Origin of the sequence: Bradyrhizobium sp. BLXBL-01 (genome assembly GCF_051853025.1) — a bacterium.
In the GTDB taxonomy this organism is placed as follows: domain Bacteria; phylum Pseudomonadota; class Alphaproteobacteria; order Rhizobiales; family Xanthobacteraceae; genus Bradyrhizobium.
On sequence record NZ_CP182471.1, the window covers coordinates 4,770,659 to 4,790,888 of the forward strand.

A 20,230-nucleotide genomic window follows, 5' to 3' on the forward strand; every position below is an offset into this window, starting at 1 on the left:
CCTTGGCGCGAGCTCTGGTGCCCAGTTGCGCACCTGAGAATCCATACTCCCGATCGTGGTTATGGATTCTCAGGTGCGCAACTGCGCACCAGAGCTCGCGACTTCGTCGCGCCCCGGAATGACGGATGAGAGATTGCGCGCCATACCTTCCCCCTACTCCGGCGCTCCGCGCGTAACGCCGTCGCGCACCATGGCGGCGATCTCGTCGGCCGAGTATCCGATCTCGCGCAAGATCTCGGCGCCGTGCTCGTTGAGCCGCGGCGCCAGGCGTACCGGCTCTGCCTCTGTCTCCGACCAGGTCGCCGTCACCTTCATGCTGCGGATCGGGCCTTCGGTCGGATGAGTGACCACCGGGAAGAAGCCGGTGGCCTCCAGATGCTCGTCGTGCAGGATAGAGGCGAGATCGTGCATCGGCATGACGGGCACGTCGGCCTTCGTCAGCAGATCGATCCACTCCGCCGTGGCACGCGTCTCGAAGATGCGGGCGAGCTCGGCATAGACGATGTCGATATTGGCGGCGCGGCCGGCAAAGGTTGCAAATTTGGGATCGGCGCGCAGGTCGTCGCGTCCTGTGGCCTTGAAGAAATTCTCCCATTGCTTGTCGTTGTAGACGATGACGCTGAGATAGCCGTCAGAGGTCTTGTACGGCCTGCGGTCGCGCGAGAGATGGCGGGCATAGCCGCCCTTGTCGAGCGGCGGCTCATAGGTCAGCCCGCCCATGTGATCGCCCATGACGAAGCCGGCCATGGTCTCGAACATCGGAATGTCGACGCGCTGGCCGCGGCCGGTGCGGTCGCGGTGCACGAGGCTGGCGCAGATCGCGCCGACCGCGGTGATGCCAACGATGCGGTCCACAAGCGCGTTCGGCACATAGCGCGGCACGCCGTCCCCGGTCTGCGCCATCAGCGCCGGCAACGCGGTGGCGCCCTGGATCAGGTCGTCGTAAGCGGGTTTTGCAGCATAAGGGCCGTCCTGGCCGAAGCCGAACACGCCGGCATAGACGAGGCGCGGGTTGATGGCGGAGACGACGTCGTAGCCGAGCTGCAGCCGCGCCATGGCCTGCGGGCGGACGTTGTAGACCAAGACGTCGGCGTCCTTCAGAAGCCGCAGCACGGCTTCGCGCCCCGCAGGCTTCTTCAGATCGAGGCAGATCGAGCGCTTGCTGCGGTTGGTGTTGAGGAACACCGGACCCATGCCGGCGTGACGCATCGGGCCGATCAGGCGGGTGACGTCGCCATCCAGCGACTCCACCTTGATGACGTCGGCACCGTAATCACCGAGCATCTGGGTCGCATAAGGCCCCATCAGCACGGTGGTCATGTCGATGACCTTGACGCCCTTCAGCGGCCCCATCGTTCGCTCCCGATTGCGCGGGGCTCAAATGCCCGGCGATTTCGGTCCAGCTAACGGCAGTGGCGTCGCGCGCGCAAGGGCGGCCGGCGTATGGCGGCATGCGCCGCGGAGCGACATCGGCCGCTATTTCTTCTGACGGGATTCCCGGATCTTCAGGAGCCGCTCGAGCTCGTCGTTCTGCTGGTTGATGCGGTCGGCGATGCGCGACTCGTTCTGCTCGCCGGAAGCGGCAGCGGCCTGCTCGATGAGCTGGCGGATATTGTCCTCGAGGATCGCGATACGATCGTTGAGTGCTTCGAGGGAGAGAGAGTCTTCGTAGGCATTGCTCATGATGCGCGTCTCGTCTTTCAATCAGGAGCCGTAGGGTGGGCAAAGCGCAGCGTGCCCACCATGATCTAGCGCAAGGAAAAAGGTGGGCATGGCGCTTTCGCGCCCTTGCCCACCCTACGAGAGCCTACTTGAGCGGCTCGAGCACCGAAACGTAGTTGGCGACGGCCGCCCCGCCCATGTTGAAGATGCCGCCGAGCTTGGCGTTCTTGAGCTGCATGCCCTCGGGCGCCTGGCCTGCGAGCTGCATCGCGGTCATCACATGCATGGAGACGCCGGTGGCGCCGATCGGATGGCCCTTGGCCTTCAGGCCGCCGGACGGATTGACCGGCAGCTTGCCGTCCTTCAGCGTCCAGCCTTCCTTGATGGCACGGGCACCCTGCCCCTTCGGCGTCAGGCCCATGGCTTCGTACTCGATCAGCTCGGCAACCGTGAAGCAGTCATGGGTCTCGACGAAAGAGAGATCGGACAGCGTGACACCGGCCTTCTCCAGCGCGCGCTGCCAGGCGACCGTGCAGCCCTCGAACTGCAGGATGTCGCGCTTGGACATCGGCAGGAAGTCCTGGGCATGCGCGGTGGCGCGGAAGCCGATCGACTTGGTCATGCCCTTGGCTGTCTCGGCATCGGCCAGCACCAGGGCGGCGGCTCCGTCGGAGACCAGCGAGCAGTCGGTGCGCTTCAGGGGGCCGGCGACGTAAGGGTTCTTCTCGCTCTCGGCGCGGCAGAAGTCGAAGCCAAAGTCCTTGCGCATCTGGGCGAAGGGATTGGCGACGCCGTTCTTGTGGTTCTTGGCCGCGATCAGCGCCAGCGCATCGGACTGGTCGCCATATTTCTGGAAATAGGAGCTGGCGATCTTGCCGAACACGCCGGCGAAGCCGCCGACCGTGTCGCCGTCTTCGGGCAGGTAGGACGCCTTGAGCAGGTTCTTGCCGATCTCCGGGCCCGGCGTGCGCGTCATCTGCTCGACGCCGACGACCAACACGATCTTGGCAGCCCCTGCGGCAATCGCGCGCAGGCCCTGGTGCACGGCGGCAGATCCCGTGGCGCAGGCGTTCTCGACGCGGGTCGCCGGCTTGAAGCGCAGCTTGGGGTCGGCCTGCAGCACCAGCGAGGCGGTGAAATCCTGGGGCGAGAAGCCGGCGTTGAAGTGGCCGAGCACGATCTCGTCGACGTCGGAGGCCGAAATGCCGGCATCGGCGAGCGCCTCATTGGCGACGCGGGTGACGAGGCTTTCGACGGTTTCAGTGTCGAACTTGCCGAACGGCGTATGCGCCCATCCGACGATGCTGGCGGTCATGGTCGTCTCTCCCTGCAGGTCTTGTCCTGAGCTAAGTCTTAGCCCAGGGATGACAAGACTTCACGCGGCTTTCAGCGCCTTGAGGGTCCGCTCGCAGATGGCAGTTATGCCGGCCCAGTTCCCGGCCCGGATCTCCCCTGTCGGGCACAGCCAGGACCCGCCGACCGCAACGACATTGGATTCGGCCAGCCAGGTCGCGGCATTGGCCTCGCCCACCCCGCCGGTCGGGCAAAACCGCACGTTCGGGAACGGCCCACCGAGGGAGCGCAGGCCCTTGATGCCGCCGGCCTGCTCCGCCGGGAAGAACTTCGCGACGTCGAAACCGTAGGACAGCGCCATCATCAGCTCGGACGCCGTTGCAATGCCCGGCGCGAACGGCAAGGAGCTGTCGGTCGCGGCCTTGAGCAGATCGGGGGTCAGGCCCGGGCTGATGCCGAATGCGACGCCGAGCTTCTCGACCCGGCTGAAGTCGGCCGGATTGAGAATGGTGCCGATGCCGACGACCGCCTCAGGGACCTCGTTCATCACCGCGCGCGCCGCCTCGATCGCAACGGGCGTGCGCAAGGTCACCTCCAGCGTGCGGACACCGCCGGCAACCAGCGCGCGCGCCAGCGGCACGGCGTCCTGGATGCGCTCGATGGTGAGGACGGGAATGACTGTCGCAGCCTTGAACAGCGCGACGAGATGGTTCTGTTGGGCAGCCGTGGTCATAGCTCTCGACTCATTTGGTCGCTGTTTACTTGCTGGCCTGGCGGGAGGCCGCCGGCCGGTGCCGCTTCTTCGGCGGCATGGCATAGCCCGGAATGATGGCGCCGGGATAGCAGATCACGAGGCTGGCGAGGCGATGTCCGGCCTCGGCCGCCTCGACCGGCTCGGCGCCGGCGAGCCGGGCCGCGATATAGGCGGCGGCGAAGCTGTCGCCGGCGGCGGTGGTATCGACCACGGGCTTGGTCATCGGCTCGGCGCGGACCTCGCTGGCGCCGCCGGGGTAGCGCAACAGGCTCACCGGCTCGGGCAGACGGAACACCAGCTCCGGGGTCGGGATGCGCGCCATCAGCTGGTCCTGACTTTCTCCGGGGTGCAGCGCGAGCAGGTCCTCGGTCGAGGTCAGCACGATGTCGGCGGCCGCGAAGGCGGTCGCAAACACCTCCCGCGCGATATCGCGGTCCGGCCAGCCGCGCGCGCGGAAATTGGTGTCGAACACGAAGCGGGTGCCGAGCAGGCGCGCGCGCTTGATCGCGCCGAACAGGCGATCGCGCCCGGCCGCGTCGTAGATCGAGAGCGTGATGGCGGAGAGATAGACGATGTCGTAGCTCATCAGCGAGTTGAGCAGCTCGTCGGTCTCCGGCAGGCTCATCAGCTGCCGCGCCGCCGCGCTGTCGCGCCAGTGGAAGAACTGGCGCTCGCCCCTGCCATCCGTCTGGATCATATAGAGGCCGGGCAGCTTGCCCGCGAGCCGCACGACACGCCGCGTGCCGACGCCTTCCGCATTCCAGGCCGCGACCATCTCATCGCTCAGGGCATCGTCGCCAAGCGCGGTGAGATAGTCGACCTTGACGTCCAGCCGGGCCAGATACACGGCCGTGTTGAGGGTGTCGCCGCCGAAGCCGCGTGAGTAGAGACCGCCGCCCTGCCCGGCAGACGCGCCGCCTTGGGCCTGCCGGAGCTCGACCATGCATTCACCGATGCAAGCAACGCTCGCCATCATCAGGACCCGCTCAGTCGGAGATCAGGCGACGAAATTGCCGCCGAGCTCGTCTTCGATGTGAATGCGGATGATATCGTCGAACGTCTTCTCGGCGGTGGTGAAGCCGAGCTCGCGCGACCGCCTGGCGTCGAAATTGCGCGGCCAGCCGCCGACGATGCCGACGATGAAGGGATCGGGCTCTCGCCTGATGCGCGCGGCGACTTTCTCGCCCGCAACCCGCTTCAAGGCGGCGATCTGCTCGCCGACCGTCGCCGACAGGCCGGGCATGGTCAGGTTGCGGCGCGGGCCGACGGTGGCGAGATCCATGGTGCCGGCGTGGAGCAGGAAGCCGACGGCCGAGCGCGGCGTGGCGTGCCAGTGGCGGACGTCCTCGGATACGGGAAGGACCGCTTCCTTGCCGGCCAGCGGCTCGCGCAGGATGTTGGAGAAGAAGCCCGATGCCGCCTTGTTGGGCAGGCCGGGCCGGATGCAGATGGTCGGCAGGCGGATGCCGATGCCGTCGAGGAAGCCGCGGCGGGAATAGTCGGCGAGCAGCAACTCTCCGATCGCCTTCTGGGTGCCGTAGCTGAGCAGCGGGGTATGGAAGAACTCGTCGCCGATCGCATCGGGAAACGGCGCGCCGAACACCGCGATCGAAGACGTGAACACCACGCGCGGCTTGTAGCCGCCGCCCGCTAGGCGGATCGCATCGAGCAGCATCCGCGTGCCGTCGAGATTGATGCGATAGCCCTTGTCGAAATCGAGCTCGGCCTCGCCGGAGACGATCGCGGCGAGATGGAAGATCACGTCGGGGCGGCCTGCGATCAGCTTCTCGGCGGCGCCCGGGACGGCGAAATCGCCCGACACGGTCTCGACCGGGAAACCGGCCTTCTCCGGCTTCTTCGGCTCGACCACGTCGTGCATGGTCAATTTCGTGATGTCGCTCTTGCCGAGCCGGCCGTCGCGCAGCAGCCGATCACAGAGTTTGCGGCCGACCATGCCGGCGGCGCCGAGAACCAGAATGTGCAAGAGCTCAACTCCTTCTTATTGGCCGGAGCGCGCCGCTCTTGAAACCATTGGCGCGCCCCCGGCAGGCCCCGCGATCATTCCTTCACGGCGCCGGTCATCGCCGACACATAATGCTCCACGAAGAAGGCGTAAAGGATCACGAGCGGCAGCGAGCCGGCCAGCGCGCCCGCCATCAGCGAGCCCCAGCGGTAGATGTCACCGTCCACGAACTCGTTCACGATCGCGACCGGCACGGTCTTGTTGCTGGTCGATTGCAGGAACGTCAGGGCGTAGATGAACTCGTTCCAGCACAGCGTGAAGCAGAAGATGAAGGCCGAGATCAGGCCGGGAATTGCGAGCGGCAGCACGATCTTGATCAGGATCTGCCAGCGGCTCGCCCCGTCGATCAGCGCGCATTCCTCGAGCTCGAACGGGATGGTCTTGAAATAGCCCATCAGCAGCCAGGTCGAGAACGGGATCAGGATGGTCGGATAGGTCAGGATCAGCGCCAGCGGCGAATCGAACAGACCGTACTGGAAAACGACGGTGGCGAGCGGAATGAACAGGATCGACGGCGGCACCAGATAGGCGAGGAAGATCAGCCCGCCGACGAGATTGGCGCCCTTGTAACGCAAGCGCACGATGGCGTAGGCCGCGAGCACCGATGCGATGATCGACAGGATCGTGGCGCAAACCGCGACGTACATCGTGTTCCAGAGCCAGTGCGGATAATAGCTCTCGAACAGCAGCTTGTAGAAATGCTTGAACGTCGGGCTCCAGGTCCAGAACGGGTTGTACTTGTCGAGATCGAGCAGCTGCTCGTCGGGCTTCACCGAGGTCAGCGCCATCCAGTAGAACGGGAACAGCAGAACGACGACGATGATCGTGAGCGGCAGATACAGCGTCACGAGCCTGCGCGGCACCGACTGCAGATAGCTCATGCCCTCGCTGTGATCGGCCGTAGGCGCCGAGCCCGACAGCACATTCTTGAGATCGATGGATCTGGTGGGCAGGTCAGTCATTGCTCTCTCCCTGCTGCCACTTCCGGCGCTGCAATCCGAACCACGAGACCATGATGGCGGCGAGCAGGAACGGAATCATCGCGCTGGAGATCGCGGCGCCCTCGCCGAGCTGCCCGGCGATGATCGCGCGCTGATAGGACAGGGTCGCCATCAGGTGAGTGGCGTTGACCGGGCCGCCACGCGTCATCGCCCAGATCAGCTGGAAATCGGTGAAGGTGAAGAGCACGGAGAAGGTCATCACCACAGCGATGATCGGCGTCAGCAGCGGATAGGTGATGAAGCGGAAATTCTGCCAGCGCGTGGCGCCGTCGAGCGTCGCCGCTTCATAGAGCGAGGGCGAGACGGTCTGCAGTCCCGCGAGCAGCGTGATCGCCACGAAGGGCACGCCGCGCCAGATATTGGCGAAGATCACGCAAATGCGTGCCCAGGTCGTGTCGCCGAGGAAGTTGATGTTCTGGTTGATTAAGCCGAGATGCTTCAGCGACCAGGAGATGATGGAGAATTGCGAGTCGAAGATCCACCAGAACGCCAGCGCCGAGAGCACCGTCGGCACGATGAACGGAATCAGCACCATCGCGCGCAGCATCGCCTTGAACGGCATGTTCTCGTTCAGCAGCAGCGCGAGGTAGAGGCCGATCGCGAATTTGAGGGCGCTGGCGACGAAGGTGTAGAGCAGCGTGTTGAACACCGACAGCCAGAAGATGGAATCGTCCCACAACCACTCATAGTTCTCGGTGGCCACGAAGTGCCCGACCCTGCCGATACGCGTGTCCGTGAAGGACAGCCAGATGCCGAGCCCGAGCGGATAGGCCAGGAAGAAGATCAGGAAGGCCATGGCCGGCACCATGAACCAGAAGCCGAGCCAGTTGCGATTGTGTTTGAGCTGGACCCAGGCGCTGTCCTCGCTCAACTGAGGCTTGGCCCGGGGAATTGCGACATCAGCCATGCCCGATATCCCTGATCGAAATGTTGACGAGCGGGCGGCCCAAGAGCCGCCCGCCCCGTGACCGTTCAGCGATAGATGCGCTTCAGCTGGCGCTCGGCTTCGGCCATCGCGCCCTTCGCATCCTTGGCGCCGGTGCAGTAATTGGCGAACATGTCGACGACGATGAAATCGGCGATCGCGGTCGCCGCCTTCTCGCCGACGGTGCCGATGCCGGACGCCGGCAGCGTGCGCTTGGAGGCCTGCGAGTACACGGCGTTCTTGGGATCGGCCGTCCAGACCGACGCCGATTCATAGGCGTTCAAGGTCTGCTGCAGATAGCCTTGCGCGCCATCCAGCCACTTCTCGTAGTTCTCCTTCTCCAGCATGAAGGCGACGAAGGCCTTCGCCGCGTTCGGATATTTGGTGAAGTTGAAGGCGAGGATCGGCAGCGTAAGCTGCAGCTCGGTCGGCTTGCCGATCGGTCCGACCGGGTGCAGCGCGTGATAGGTATCTTCCGCCAGTTCCTTCTTGGTAGGATCGGTCTTGGCGGCAACATAGATCGAAATGCCGTTGAGGGTGCAATAGAGTTCACCGGCCAGGTACGCCTTATTATTGGATGAGTCGTTCCAGGAAGGCGTGCCTGGGATGAAAGTCTCGTAAAGCGCTTTGCAATACTCTAGCGCCTTTGCGGTCTCGGGCGAATTGATGCTGACCTGATCCTTCTCATTGACAGTCCACGCATTGTGGCCCCAGAGGATCCAGTGCAGCCAGCCGTTGGCATCGCCGCTCGCATGTCCGAGGGCAAAGCCGGCCGGAGTGTTGTTCGCCTTGAGCGCTTTGCACATCTCCAGGAAGCTTGGGAAATCTTTCGGGAACTCCTTGAAGCCCGCTTTGTCCGTCGCCGACTTCCGGTAGGTCATATAGCCGCCGTTGGTCGCGACAGGGATGCCCAGCCAGTCTTCGCCAAGCTTGCAGGTCTTTGCTGCAGCGTCCGTCCAGCCGCCATATTTCTTGCCGAGATAGTCGGCGACATCGTTCATTTTCAGGACTTTGGTCGGGAACAGCTGCGGCAATGTGTGCAGACCCCAGGCGACGTCGAGGCCGGAGCCCGTGTTGGCTGCAACGGATGCCTTCGGCTGCACGTCCTCGAAGGACTCGCTGAATACGTTCATCTCGGTGCCGGTCGCGGCCTTGAATGCCGCCACCATCGCGTTGAACGCGTCGTCCTCCGCCGGCACGAAGCGCTTCCAGCGCATCACGGTCAGCTTAGCGCCGGGCTCGGCCTTCCAGGGCGCGCTCTGCGCCCAGGCCCTGGCGAAGTCGAACAGTGCCGGCCCCGTCAGCATGCCGGTTGCGGCCAGAGCGGTGCCGCCTTGGAGCAGAGACCGGCGGGTAAAGTCTTGCATGTTGTCCTCCCTGTGATGCTTTTTGTTGTCTTATGCCTTGTGGTCTGATGCGCTAGGCGTTCATGCGCTTGCCCGTCGCATCGTCGAACAGATGGACCAGCGACGGATCGGGCTTCAGCCGCACCTTGTCGCCCGGATTGAACTGGTGACGCTCGCGGAAGACCGCGACGACCTGCTCGCCGCCGACCTTGGCGAACACCTGCGTTTCCGAGCCGGTCGGCTCGACGACGATGATCTCGGCTTCGGCACCGTCATCGGCGATGGTGAAGTGCTCCGGCCGCACGCCGTAGACCGCAGGACGACCGTCGGAGCCGGCCGGCGCGCTCTTGAGCGGGAGCTTGACGCCGTTCGGCCCTTCGAAGGTCGCAACGCCGTTGACGCGCACATGGCCTTTCAGGAAGTTCATCGCGGGCGAGCCGATGAAGCCGGCGACGAACTGGTTGTCGGGCTTGTCGTAGAGCTCGAGCGGCGTGCCCATCTGCTCGACGATGCCGTCATGCATGACGACGATCTTGTCGGCCATGGTCATGGCCTCGATCTGGTCGTGGGTGACATAGACGGTCGTCGTCTTCAGGCGCTGATGCAGCTCCTTGATTTCGGTGCGCATGGCGACGCGCAGCTTGGCGTCCAGGTTCGACAACGGCTCGTCGAACAGGAAGACCTGCGGATCGCGCACGATGGCGCGGCCCATGGCGACGCGCTGGCGCTGGCCGCCGGAGAGCTGGCGCGGGTAGCGGTCGAGCAGCGGCGACAGTGCGAGGATCTCGGCGGCGCGCTTGACGCGCTTGTTGATCTCGTCCGAGCCGGCATTCCGCAGCTTGAGCGAGAAGCCCATGTTGTCGGCGACCGTCATGTGCGGATAGAGCGCGTAGTTCTGGAAGACCATCGCAATGTCCCGCTCCTTGGGCTGGACATTGTTGACGACGCGGTCGCCGATCGAGATCGTGCCGGAGGTGATGTTCTCGAGGCCTGCGAGCATGCGCAGAAGCGTCGACTTGCCGCAGCCGGAGGGGCCGACCAGGACGACGAACTGACCGTCCTCGATCGGGATCGTGACGCCGTGCAGGACTTCAAAATTGCCGAACGATTTCCGCACGTCGCGGATTTGCACAGACGACATCTAGCTCCCTCCTCGAAAGTCCACGGCGCCTCTCGCGCCGCGACCGTCTTGTTTTTCGGACTTCACCGAACGAAGCCCGAGCTTAGCGGGCGACATTGTCGGTAGTTTGTGCGGTTTTGGCAATTTGTCTTTGGTTAGTCGTTGCTGGTAGCGCTGTCAACGTTCCTTTGTTTGCGGGACTGACTGTGTTAAGAGCAGCAAATGGGTCGAAAACGCACCAAGTCAGGCAAAATCCGGCTGGCCGAAGTGGCCGAGCTCGCCGGCGTCAGCCCGATTACCGCGTCGCGCTTTTTCCGCAATCCGGAGGCCCTGTCGGTCGCCAAGCGGACACGGGTCGAGAGCGCCGCCAAGGAGCTCGGCTATGTGCCCAATCTTGCCGCACGCGCCCTCGCCTCGCAACGCACCGAGGTCATCGGTGTCTTGATCCCATCGCTCACCAATAACGTGTTCTCGGACGTGCTGCGCGGCATCTACGACTCCTCCGAAGGCAGCCGCTACTCGATCCAATTGTCCAACACGCGCTACAGCATTCTCCAGGAAGAGAAGTTGCTGCGTCTGTTCCTGGCGCAGAAGCCGGCCGGGCTGATCGTCACCGGCATCGATCAGACGACGGAGTCCCGCGCGATGCTTCAAGCCGCGGACTGCCCGATCGTGCAGATCATGGAGATCGGCCCGAACCCCGTCGACATGATGATCGGCTTTTCACACTATGATGCGGCCCGCGCGGCGATCGCCCACCTGTTCGAGCAAGGTCACCGCAAGGTCGGCTTCGTCGGCGCGCGGATGGATCCCAGGGTGCAGCGGCGGCTGGACGGATATGTCTCGGCCATGAAGGACGCCGGATTGTTCGACCAGCGCCTGGTGGTCACGACGGCGACACCGACCTCGGTGACGCTCGGCGGCGCCCTGTTCACCGATCTGCTGGCGCGCGAGCCCGACATCGACGCGGTGTTCTGCGCCAATGACGACCTCGCGCTCGGCGTGCTGTTCGAATGCCGGCGCCGGGAGATCGCAGTGCCCGGGCAGATCGCCATCGTCGGCTTCAACGACCTCGAGTTCATGGCCTCCGCCGTCCCCACCCTCACCAGCGTCCGCACCAATCGCTACGAGATGGGGAAGACGGCCGCCACCATGCTGATCAACGCGATCGAGGGCCGGCGCCCGGAGCAGCCGGTGCTCGATCTCGGCTTCAAGGTGATCGAGCGGCAAAGCTCGTCGGCCCGGCGTTCGGACAGCAGGCCACCCGTATCAGGCGGGGCTGCGGCGAACATAATGGTAGCGTTACCAAGCAGCCACGACTAGTATCGGAATCGTGAGGAAACGACCCGCCAGCGGGAAGGCAGATCCATCGCGCGCGCCGTTGGGCACCGCACATGCGGCCACCATGAGACGGACGCCAGTGCGTTTGCAGTGCAGGAGAAACCAATGACAAAGAAGCCAACCAACGGGCACGCCGCCGGCAGTAACGGTACCCGCCGCCATCTTCGCTCGCAGGAATGGTTCAACAACCCGCACAATCCGGGCATGACCGCGCTCTATATGGAGCGCTATTTGAACTTCGGCCTCACCCGCGCCGAGCTGCAATCCGGCAAGCCGATCATCGGCATCGCCCAGACCGGCAACGACCTGTCTCCCTGCAACCGCCATCATCTCGAGCTCGCGCACCGCGTTCGCGAAGGCATCCGCGAGGCCGGCGGCATTGCGATGGAATTCCCCACCCATCCGATCCAGGAGACCGGCAAGCGCCCGACTGCGGCGCTCGACCGCAACCTCGCTTATCTCGGCCTGGTCGAGATCCTCTACGGCTATCCACTCGACGGCGTGGTGCTGACCACCGGCTGCGACAAGACCACGCCGGCCTGCATGATGGCGGCGGCGACGGTCAACCTGCCCGCGATCGTGCTGTCGGGCGGCCCGATGCTGAACGGCTGGCACAATGGCGAGCGCACCGGCTCCGGCACCATCGTCTGGAAATCGCGCGAGCGGCTCGCCGCCGGCGAGATCGACTATGAAGAATTCATGGAGATCGTGGCCTCCTCGGCGCCCTCGGTCGGCCATTGCAACACCATGGGCACGGCCTCGACCATGAATGGGCTTGCCGAAGCGCTCGGCTTCTCGCTGCCGGGCTGCGCGGCGATCCCGGCCCCCTATCGCGAGCGCGGCCAGATCGCCTACGAGACCGGAAAACGCATCGTCGAGATGGTCTGGGAGGACCTGAAGCCCTCGGACATCCTGACCCGCAAGGCGTTCGAGAATTGCATCGTGATCAATTCGGCGATCGGCGGCTCGACCAACGCGCCGATCCACATCAACGCCCTCGCCCGCCATATCGGCGTCGAGCTGTCGATCGACGACTGGCAGAAGTTCGGCCACGACGTGCCGCTCCTGGTCAACATGCAGCCGGCCGGCTTCTATCTCGGCGAGGAATTCCACCGCGCCGGCGGCGTGCCTGCCGTGGTGCGCGAACTGATGAAGCACAAGCGCATCCATGAGGACGCGATCACTGTCAACGGCCGCGGCATCGGCGAGAACTGCAAGAACGCGCCCGCACCCGACAACGACGTGATCTGGGCTTACGACAAGCCGCTGGTGAAGGACGCCGGCTTCCTGGTGCTGAAGGGCAATCTGTTCGACTCCGCGATCATGAAGACCAGCGTGATCTCCAAGGAATTCCGCGACCGCTACCTCAGCAATCCGAAGGACCTCAATGCTTTCGAGGGCCGCGCCATCGTGTTCGAAGGCCCGGAAGATTACCACGAGCGGATCGACGATCCCTCGCTCGACATCGACGAGCGCTGCGTGCTGTTCATCCGCGGCACCGGCCCGATCGGCTACCCCGGTGGCGCCGAGGTCGTGAACATGCAGCCGCCGGCGGCGCTGATCAAACGCGGCATCCTGTCCCTGCCCTGCATCGGCGATGGCCGCCAGTCCGGCACCTCGGGCTCGCCCTCGATACTCAACGCCTCGCCGGAAGCCGCCGCCAATGGCGGGCTTGCCGTCCTCAAGACCGGCGACAAGGTGCGCATCGACCTCAACAAGGGCAGCGCCAACATCCTGATCTCGGATGAGGAGCTGAAGAAGCGCCACGCCGAGCTCAAGGCCAGCGGCGGCTTCAAGCATCCGCCGAACCAGACGCCGTGGCAGGAGATCTACCGCAACACCGTCGGCCAGCAATCGACCGGCGCCTGCATGGAGCTCGCGACGCGTTATCAGAACGTCGCCGGCACGTTCGGTGTGGCGCGGGACAATCACTGACAGCCACACCGTCATTGCGAGCGAAGCGAAGCATCCAGTCTGCCTCCGCGGAGAGCCCCTGGATTGCTTCGTCGCAAGAGCTCCTCGCAATGACGAACTAACAAACAGATCTTGGTGAGGAGAACAACAACATGGCAGACCGCCTCAAAGGAAAGCGCGCCGTCGTCACGGCTGCAGCCGCTGGCATCGGGCGCGCCTGCGCCATCGCATTCGCGCGTGAAGGCGCAACCGTCATCGCCACCGACATCAACGAGGCCGGCATCGCTAGCCTAACCAAGGAAGGCATCGCCGAAGTCGCAAAACTCGACGTCCGCAACACCGCCGACGTCAACGCCTTTGCCAAGCGCATCGGCAAGATCGACATCCTGCTCAACGCCGCCGGCTTCGTGCATCACGGCACCATCCTGGACTGCTCGGAGGAGGATTTCGATTTCTCGTTCGACCTAAACGTCAAGTCGATGCACCGGACCATCAAGGCCTTCCTGCCCGACATGATCGCGGGCGGCGGCGGCAGCATCGTCAACATCTCGTCCTGCGCGGCCTTGCGGCCGCCGGCGAACCGCTACGTCTACAGCTCGTCGAAGGCGGCAGTGTCGCTGCTGTCCCGCGCGGTCGCGCTCGACTTCATCACCAAGGGCATCCGTTGCAACTCGATCTGCCCCGGCACCGTCGAGACGCCCTCGATGCTCGACCGCGCCGCCGCGCAAGGACCGCAGGGCAAGGAGATGTTCATCTCCCGCCAGAAGATGGGCCGGCTCGGCACCGCCGAGGAGATCGCGGCGATGGCGATCTATCTCGGCAGCGACGAGAGCGCCTTCACCACCGGCGTCGACCTCGTCGTCGACGGCGGCTACATGCTCTGACGCGAGAAGGCCGCCGGCATGAACAAGATCGATCTCAACGGCCGCATCGCCATCGTCACCGGCGGAGCGCAGGGCTTTGGCCGCGCCATTGCCGAGCGCTTCGTCGCCTCCGGCGCCAAAGTCGCGATCTGGGACTTCGACGCCGCGCTGGCGGAGAAGACCGCAAAGGGGATCGGCGGCGAGACAAAAGTCTTCAAGGTCGACGTCACCGACACGGCCGCCGTCGAGCAGGCACGCGATGCGACGCTCAAGGCCTTTGGCAAGATCGACATCCTCGTCAACAATGCCGGCATCGCCGGGGTCAATAAGCCGGTCTGGGAGACCGACCTCGATGAATGGCGCAAGGTGCTGCGCATCAACCTCGACGGCCCCTTCATCGTCAGCAAGGCGATCGTGCCCGAAATGCTCAAGCAGAAATACGGGCGGATCGTGAACATCGCCTCGATCGCCGGCAAGGAAGGCAATCCGAACGCCGCGCATTATTCGGCCTCCAAGGCCGGCCTGATCGCGCTGACGAAGTCGCTCGGCAAGGAGCTCGCCGCCCACGACATCCTCGTCAACGCGGTGACACCGGCCGCGGCGAAGACCGCGATCTTCGACCAGATGACGCAGCAGCATATCGACTTCATGCTGTCAAAGATCCCGAAGGCACGCTTCGTCCTCGTGGAAGAACTCGCCGCGATGGTGGCCTGGCTCGCATCCGAGGATTGCGCCTTCTCGACCGGCGCTGTGTTCGACATCTCGGGCGGGCGCGCAACCTATTGAGGACATCATGATCCGGGAAGGTGGATGCCTGTGCGGCGCGGTGCGGTTCAAGGCGGAGGGCGAGCCGCTCAACGTCCGCATCTGCCATTGCCGCATCTGCCAGAAGGCGATGGGCTCGCCCTACTTCGCGCGCGCGCAGTTCGACCAGCGTGCGCTCAGCGTCGAGGGCGAGACCGCACGCTACGCCTCGTCCGCAAGCATCGACCGCGTGTTCTGCAAGCAGTGCGGCACGCGGCTGTTTGCCTGGCGCCGCAACGGCACGCTGGCGGGCGTGGCGCTGGCCACTTTCGACGATCGCAATGCCTTCGCCCCGACCGAGCACATCTGGGTCAGCGAGAAGCTCGCCTGGGTGAAGCTCGACGACGGCTTGACTCAATACGAGACGACGATTCCGGCGTGAGGTCAGGCGCTCGGGGCCGAACCTGCAGACCCCCTCGTCATCGCAATCTCTATCCTGCCAATGCCCCAGCTACTCCGAGAAGCGCCGGCTGCTAGGACAGATCTGTTGCGTCGTCGCGTGAAGCCTCGATCTAGGGATGACCGGTTTTCCGTCTTCCGCGGCTAGCCAGCAGATTTCGTTTGCCTTACGTTCCTTCCGGATAGCCTGCGGGGAATGCTGTTGCGTCTCATTAAGCCGATAACAGAATCAGAACTTGGACTTTGGCGGTTTCAGAGTTTGGCGATGTGGGGGGCATGCATCGGCGCTGTTGCGGCCGGTATCGTTGCCTATCTCATCTTGAACGCCACCAAGTTGCGCCTGGGCGTAAATCTCGCGCAGGACTTTCCCGTCATCGAGGCACATGTCACGGGCGATGCGGCAATCAAGCGTGCCGAGAAGATCTTCTATCTGCTGTTCTACGTGTTCGGCGCTGTCTTGGCCTTCGCTGCACTCAGGCTCCGGAGACCGTTCGAAGGGCGGTCGCTCGTTCTGTTTTACGTTTCGATGCTGACGATGGTCCTGTCCCTGGAGACATTCCTCCGGGACGCGTTCCAGCAAGAACTTCACATTGTGGCGTTGGCCGTCGCGGTCCTCGCGATCTTCGTACCCTTCGTGAAGCAAATCCGGCCCCACGGAAGCATCGAGGGTGCGCCAGAACTCAGGCCGATCACCTTTTTTGAATTTGAGCGGATCGACGCTGCGCTGATCGCGGCACTGCTGGCCCTGACACTGCCCTTGAGCGTACAACGGTTGGCCGGCCAGGCTGCAACCAATCCTCATGCCGTATCGTTCCTCGTCGGCCCGGCCCTCTATCAATTTAGCGATGGCCTGGTGCCGGGCCGGGACTTCCTGTCCTTCTATGGATACGGACCGTCCCATTTGTTCGGAATGCTCCTGCCCCCCGACCCAAACGTTCTATATTTGCGTTACGTCGGTTTCGTTGCCGCCTGCATCGCAATCTATCACCTGTCGGCCTATTGGGTGCTGCGCGACTTCTTCCAGAGCAGGGCGCTGCCCTTCGTGCTGACGGCCGTATTTCTTGCACTCTGCCAGTTCGGCGAGGCCGAAGGATTCTCCGGACCATCCGCTCTGGCCATCAGGTACATGTTCGTGTTCATCGCCACGGGCATCCTCGCGCACATCATGGTCCAGCCTTCGGGTTGGTCGGTGGCGGCGCTATCCGCCGTCTGCGCGATCTCGATATTCTGGAACACCGAGACCGGGATCTATACCTGGGTCGTGGGGTGCGCGGTGTTGTCGGCGCGGATCCTCGAAAGACGCTGGCCCTGGGAGGTCGCGGCATTCACCGGGCTGTCTGCCGCAATGTTGCTCGCGTTGTTCGGCGCGGCCTACGGTCCCGCCGTTCTCACGATGGACTTCCTGCGCGTCCTGCTTGCGCCGATCGCCCTGCACAGCGTCTCGAACTGGGTCGGCGTGCCGATGAACTGGGAGCCCGGCTTCGGGACATTCTATCAGTTGATCTTTCCGGCGATGGCTATCGGCACGGCTATCAGCGTTGCCGCAACGTGGGCAGGATCTCGCTCGATCGAACGGGCCTATCTTCTCGTCCTCTCGATCGTTGCGCTGGTCTTCATGGCCAAATGGATGAATCGGTCGCTTGACGCGGTGTGGCAGCAAAACGCCTTTGCCTTTCTTGCCATTGGCGCGTGGTGGTGCCGGGCGGCATTCCGCGCAGTCCTCGGCCGCCAGACGTCGCAAACCATCCCTGCCGTTTCGCTGGCGGCAACGGCCCTGCTCTCGTTCGCCGTGCTCTTCAATGCGAGGGATCGTCAACAGAACGTGACGATCGGGCTGCCGTCCTATCTGCAGTATCCGAGCATCGCCAGCCTGAAGTTGGGACGCGGAGCGGGAAAGGTCAACTTGCACCTCGATCGCAGCGACATCGACTTGATCAACAAGGCCGTGCCGCCCCACGGTCGCCTGTTGTTGCTGTCAGACCGTGATTGGCTCGTTCTCGCAACCGCCGGCAGAGCGCCCAAGAGCTACTTTCTTCCGTTCCGGGATACGTTCAGCCCCGAACATGTCACTCGCAGCTTTGCCGGGTCCGATCACTTCATTTTGGAGCGCGGCGCAACATACGAGTATGACTGGCTCAAGACGATAACGGAGCAAATCCTATCGTCAGAGTTTGAACGCACCGAAGAATCAGCCAGCTTCATTCTCTACCGCAGGAAGACGTGAACGCGGCGTCGAGGCATTGCCCGACCACCGTTTGCGCCTTTCTTCTGCTCCGCAACTCGCGTCCGGCGCTCTTGGCAGATCATCGCCGGCGCACTATTTCGGCTAAGAACAAGACTGACGGAGCGGACGCGCTTTGAACATTTATGACCTCTCCGTCTGGGTGCTGCCCCTGGTGTTCGCCATCACCTTCCACGAGGCTGCGCACGCCTTCGTCGCGGACCGGCTCGGGGACAACACGGCCTCGCAGCTCGGCCGCGTCAGCTTCAACCCGCTGAGGCATATCGACCCGTTCGGCACCCTGATCCTGCCGGCGATGCTGCTGTTCGCGCATTCGCCGTTCCTGTTCGGCTATGCCAAGCCGGTACCGGTGAACTTCCGCAAGCTGAACAACCCCAGGCTCGACATGGTCTGGGTGGCGCTGGCCGGGCCCGTCACAAACATCCTGCTGGCGCTCGCCGCGGCCGTCGCCTTCCATGCCCTGCCCCTGGTGCCCGCAAGCTCGGCAAAGTGGGTTGCCGACAATCTCAAGAATGCGCTCATCATCAACGCGATCCTGGCGGTCTTCAACATGATGCCGATCCCGCCGCTCGACGGCGGCCGCGTTGCAGTCGGCCTGCTGCCGCGGGCCCTCGCCTTGCCGTTGGCCCGGCTCGAGCCGTTCGGTATGCTGATCCTGATCGGGCTCTTGATCCTGCTGCCGCTCGCGGGCTCGCAGTTCGGTCTAAATCTTGATGTTATTTCAGCAATACTGGGAACGTTGACCGGTTATGTGATTAAGGCTGTTCTCTTCCTGACCGGCAACGCGTAGTTGAACCTGAGATCCGAACCCATGCCGAAGGGCCAGAGGCCGACTTGGTCAAAGCTGCCGATATGCTGATCGCGCGACGCGCCGACACCCGCGCCCGCGCCGATTTCGCCACCTGGAAGATGATGGCCAAGCTCAACGGGGCGTCCGCGCTGCCTCCGGAGGCCCAGGAGTTCCTGGCGAGCTATCAAAACCTGCTGGCGCAGATGAGCGAGGGCGAAGCGACCGAGGCCACCATCGGTGCGATCTACAAGGCCTATTACGTCGAGATGGGCGGTGCTGGAACCCCGCCCGACGTCCGTCCCCGCCAGGCCAAGCCGGCAGCGGACAATGTTACCGCCTTCCGGCGCCCGGCGCCGAAGCCGAAGAGCGCTGGCTTCTTCGCGGCAGGCGCGGCCAGCGGGGCCCAGAAACGGCCCCTCCCCGTGGCGCTGATCTTCGCATGCCTGGTCGTGGTCTATGTCGGGATCCGGCTCTACTGGCGCTGAGCCGTCTTTTTCTTCTTCGCATCCGGCGGCGTGAAGATGATGTCCACGGTCCGTTCGAACCGGTCGTCGGTCAGTCCGGCAGGCGGCTGCGGGATCGGATCGGACTTGCGGACAATTGACAGCGCCGCAGCATCGTAGGCTGCATCTCCCGACGATTCCGCGACTTCGACCGACAGCACGTTGCCTTTTCGGTTGATCGCAAAGCTCACCTTGACCTTCTGGTTATTGGGCTGCTTGCCCTCCGGATTAACCTTGTGAGCCGCGAGATGCGCGCTGATCTTGCGGTTCCAGTCGGCCGTGATCTTCAGGATGTCCTTGCCAAGCCCCAGGACCGGCGCCAGGGCCTTCTCGGCTTCGCGCGCGTCCTCGTCGAGCGTCTGCCGCGCACTTGCTACCGACTTCGGCGATGCCTCGGCCGCGGGCGTTTCGACCGCCTGAATCTTGGGATCGTCTTCCGTTGGCTTCTTCGTGTTGTTCTCGGTCACGACGCGATCAGGATCCTCGACCTCCTGCGACTGGTCCTTCGGAAGCTCCGTCTCCTTGGTCTCGGCCTTCTGCTCGGGAAGCGCCTGCTGCTCCTGCATCGCTTCGCTGTCAGGCCCAGGCGGCAGATCGGTATCGGGCACCTTGGGCGAAGCCATCTCGACCGCGAACTCCGCACCGGCCGCACCAAGGCCATCGCCGTCGTCGTCGGCGCGCAAATGCGCCAGCGCGAGCGCAGCACCACCGAGATGGAGCGCGAGCGCGGCGACCGCCGCCACGATCCAGAGCTTTCGGGATGGTCTCGGTTCGTCCGACATGGCTGGCCCTTAAGGCTGAGCGACGCCTGCCGCAGGCGCCCCCGGCGCGCCTTCCAGCGCGACCAGCTTCACCCGCGTATAGCCGCCCGAGCGCAACAGCTCCATCACACCCATCAACTCGCCATATGGCACCGAGCGATCGGCGCGCAGGAAAACATACTTGTCCTTGCTCATGTCGGAAAGGCCGTCGAGGGTCCCGATCAACTCGGCCCGGTGAACAGCGTTCTCTCCGATCGCGAGCGTCAGGTCGGGCTTGATGCTGAGATAGGTCGGCTTGTCCGGCTTCTTCTGCGGCGTCGCACTCGACGTCGGCAGATCGATCGGCAGGTCGACGGTGGACAGCGGCGCGGCGACCATGAAGATGATCAGCAGCACCAGGATGACGTCGATGAACGGCGTGACGTTGATGTCATGCGTTTCCGAGAAATCGTCGTCGTCGTCGTTGTCTGCGAGCGAAACGGCCATGGT

At 64.0% G+C, this 20,230-nt stretch carries 20 protein-coding genes; 8 read left to right on the forward strand and 12 right to left on the reverse strand.

Annotated elements, in window-relative coordinates; translation table 11 throughout:
- Window positions 1-153 precede the first annotated feature (153 nt).
- From ACNJYA_RS22355 to ACNJYA_RS22400, 10 genes are all read right to left on the reverse strand, one after another.
- Window positions 154-1,353, reverse strand: a complete 1,200-nt coding sequence (locus ACNJYA_RS22355; RefSeq protein WP_439363326.1) for a CaiB/BaiF CoA transferase family protein — start codon at window positions 1,351-1,353, stop codon at window positions 154-156.
- A gap of 123 nt (window positions 1,354-1,476) precedes the next feature.
- A complete protein-coding gene (locus ACNJYA_RS22360; RefSeq protein ID WP_018645722.1) occupies window positions 1,477-1,683 on the reverse strand; it encodes a hypothetical protein in 207 nt (68 codons plus the stop codon).
- Between the two features lie 124 nt (window positions 1,684-1,807).
- Window positions 1,808-2,977 (reverse strand): acetyl-CoA acetyltransferase, encoded by a 1,170-nt coding sequence (locus tag ACNJYA_RS22365; RefSeq protein WP_172786327.1) that lies wholly within the window; start codon window positions 2,975-2,977, stop codon window positions 1,808-1,810.
- Between the two features lie 60 nt (window positions 2,978-3,037).
- Window positions 3,038-3,688 (reverse strand): bifunctional 4-hydroxy-2-oxoglutarate aldolase/2-dehydro-3-deoxy-phosphogluconate aldolase, encoded by a 651-nt coding sequence (gene eda / locus ACNJYA_RS22370; protein WP_260383323.1) that lies wholly within the window; start codon window positions 3,686-3,688, stop codon window positions 3,038-3,040.
- A 25-nt stretch (window positions 3,689-3,713) separates the two neighbouring features.
- Window positions 3,714-4,682 carry a sugar kinase gene (locus tag ACNJYA_RS22375; RefSeq protein ID WP_439363327.1) on the reverse strand — a complete coding sequence of 323 codons (969 nt, stop codon included), beginning with the start codon at window positions 4,680-4,682 and terminating at the stop codon, window positions 3,714-3,716.
- 24 nt (window positions 4,683-4,706) lie between these two features.
- Window positions 4,707-5,693, reverse strand: a complete 987-nt coding sequence (denD, locus tag ACNJYA_RS22380) for a D-erythronate dehydrogenase (RefSeq protein ID WP_439363328.1) — start codon at window positions 5,691-5,693, stop codon at window positions 4,707-4,709.
- A 74-nt stretch (window positions 5,694-5,767) separates the two neighbouring features.
- Window positions 5,768-6,694 carry a carbohydrate ABC transporter permease gene (locus ACNJYA_RS22385; protein ID WP_172786324.1) on the reverse strand — a complete coding sequence of 309 codons (927 nt, stop codon included), beginning with the start codon at window positions 6,692-6,694 and terminating at the stop codon, window positions 5,768-5,770.
- Window positions 6,687-7,640, reverse strand: coding sequence for a carbohydrate ABC transporter permease (locus tag ACNJYA_RS22390; RefSeq protein ID WP_439363329.1), 954 nt, complete (start codon window positions 7,638-7,640; stop codon window positions 6,687-6,689). The genes ACNJYA_RS22385 and ACNJYA_RS22390 overlap by 8 nt, the downstream gene beginning before the upstream one ends.
- A 65-nt stretch (window positions 7,641-7,705) precedes the next feature.
- Window positions 7,706-9,025: an ABC transporter substrate-binding protein gene (locus tag ACNJYA_RS22395; protein ID WP_172786322.1), complete on the reverse strand. Its 1,320-nt coding sequence runs from the start codon at window positions 9,023-9,025 to the stop codon at window positions 7,706-7,708.
- Window positions 9,026-9,077: 52 nt separating this feature from the next.
- Window positions 9,078-10,145, reverse strand: a complete 1,068-nt coding sequence (locus ACNJYA_RS22400) for an ABC transporter ATP-binding protein (protein WP_145658713.1) — start codon at window positions 10,143-10,145, stop codon at window positions 9,078-9,080.
- Window positions 10,146-10,346: 201 nt separating this feature from the next.
- Between ACNJYA_RS22400 and ACNJYA_RS22405 the strand changes: the two genes are divergently transcribed.
- The 8 genes from ACNJYA_RS22405 to ACNJYA_RS22440 all read left to right on the forward strand — a co-directional run bounded on the left by ACNJYA_RS22405 (window position 10,347) and on the right by ACNJYA_RS22440 (window position 18,962).
- Window positions 10,347-11,447, forward strand: coding sequence for a LacI family DNA-binding transcriptional regulator (locus ACNJYA_RS22405; RefSeq protein WP_439363331.1), 1,101 nt, complete (start codon window positions 10,347-10,349; stop codon window positions 11,445-11,447).
- A gap of 123 nt (window positions 11,448-11,570) precedes the next feature.
- Window positions 11,571-13,400 carry an IlvD/Edd family dehydratase gene (locus ACNJYA_RS22410; RefSeq protein ID WP_172786320.1) on the forward strand — a complete coding sequence of 610 codons (1,830 nt, stop codon included), beginning with the start codon at window positions 11,571-11,573 and terminating at the stop codon, window positions 13,398-13,400.
- Between the two features lie 131 nt (window positions 13,401-13,531).
- Window positions 13,532-14,263 carry an SDR family oxidoreductase gene (locus ACNJYA_RS22415; RefSeq protein ID WP_260383318.1) on the forward strand — a complete coding sequence of 244 codons (732 nt, stop codon included), beginning with the start codon at window positions 13,532-13,534 and terminating at the stop codon, window positions 14,261-14,263.
- 18 nt (window positions 14,264-14,281) lie between these two features.
- On the forward strand, window positions 14,282-15,028 hold the full coding sequence (locus ACNJYA_RS22420; RefSeq protein ID WP_439363332.1) for an SDR family NAD(P)-dependent oxidoreductase: 747 nt from the start codon (window positions 14,282-14,284) through the stop codon (window positions 15,026-15,028).
- A gap of 7 nt (window positions 15,029-15,035) precedes the next feature.
- The gene (locus ACNJYA_RS22425; protein WP_439363333.1) at window positions 15,036-15,428 is read left to right on the forward strand and encodes a GFA family protein; all 393 of its coding nucleotides are present in this window, start codon (window positions 15,036-15,038) and stop codon (window positions 15,426-15,428) included.
- Between the two features lie 213 nt (window positions 15,429-15,641).
- Window positions 15,642-17,669 carry a hypothetical protein gene (locus ACNJYA_RS22430; RefSeq protein WP_439363334.1) on the forward strand — a complete coding sequence of 676 codons (2,028 nt, stop codon included), beginning with the start codon at window positions 15,642-15,644 and terminating at the stop codon, window positions 17,667-17,669.
- Between the two features lie 133 nt (window positions 17,670-17,802).
- Window positions 17,803-18,477 carry a site-2 protease family protein gene (locus ACNJYA_RS22435; RefSeq protein WP_212257439.1) on the forward strand — a complete coding sequence of 225 codons (675 nt, stop codon included), beginning with the start codon at window positions 17,803-17,805 and terminating at the stop codon, window positions 18,475-18,477.
- A gap of 62 nt (window positions 18,478-18,539) precedes the next feature.
- Window positions 18,540-18,962 (forward strand): hypothetical protein, encoded by a 423-nt coding sequence (locus ACNJYA_RS22440; protein WP_172786508.1) that lies wholly within the window; start codon window positions 18,540-18,542, stop codon window positions 18,960-18,962.
- Here ACNJYA_RS22440 and ACNJYA_RS22445 read toward each other — a convergent pair.
- Window positions 18,950-19,762 carry an energy transducer TonB family protein gene (locus tag ACNJYA_RS22445; RefSeq protein ID WP_172786314.1) on the reverse strand — a complete coding sequence of 271 codons (813 nt, stop codon included), beginning with the start codon at window positions 19,760-19,762 and terminating at the stop codon, window positions 18,950-18,952. The two genes, ACNJYA_RS22440 and ACNJYA_RS22445, sit on opposite strands and share 13 nt — an antisense overlap.
- Before the next feature lie 9 nt (window positions 19,763-19,771).
- Window positions 19,772-20,227 carry a TonB system transport protein ExbD gene (gene exbD / locus ACNJYA_RS22450; RefSeq protein ID WP_212257438.1) on the reverse strand — a complete coding sequence of 152 codons (456 nt, stop codon included), beginning with the start codon at window positions 20,225-20,227 and terminating at the stop codon, window positions 19,772-19,774.
- Window positions 20,228-20,230: the final 3 nt, after the last annotated feature.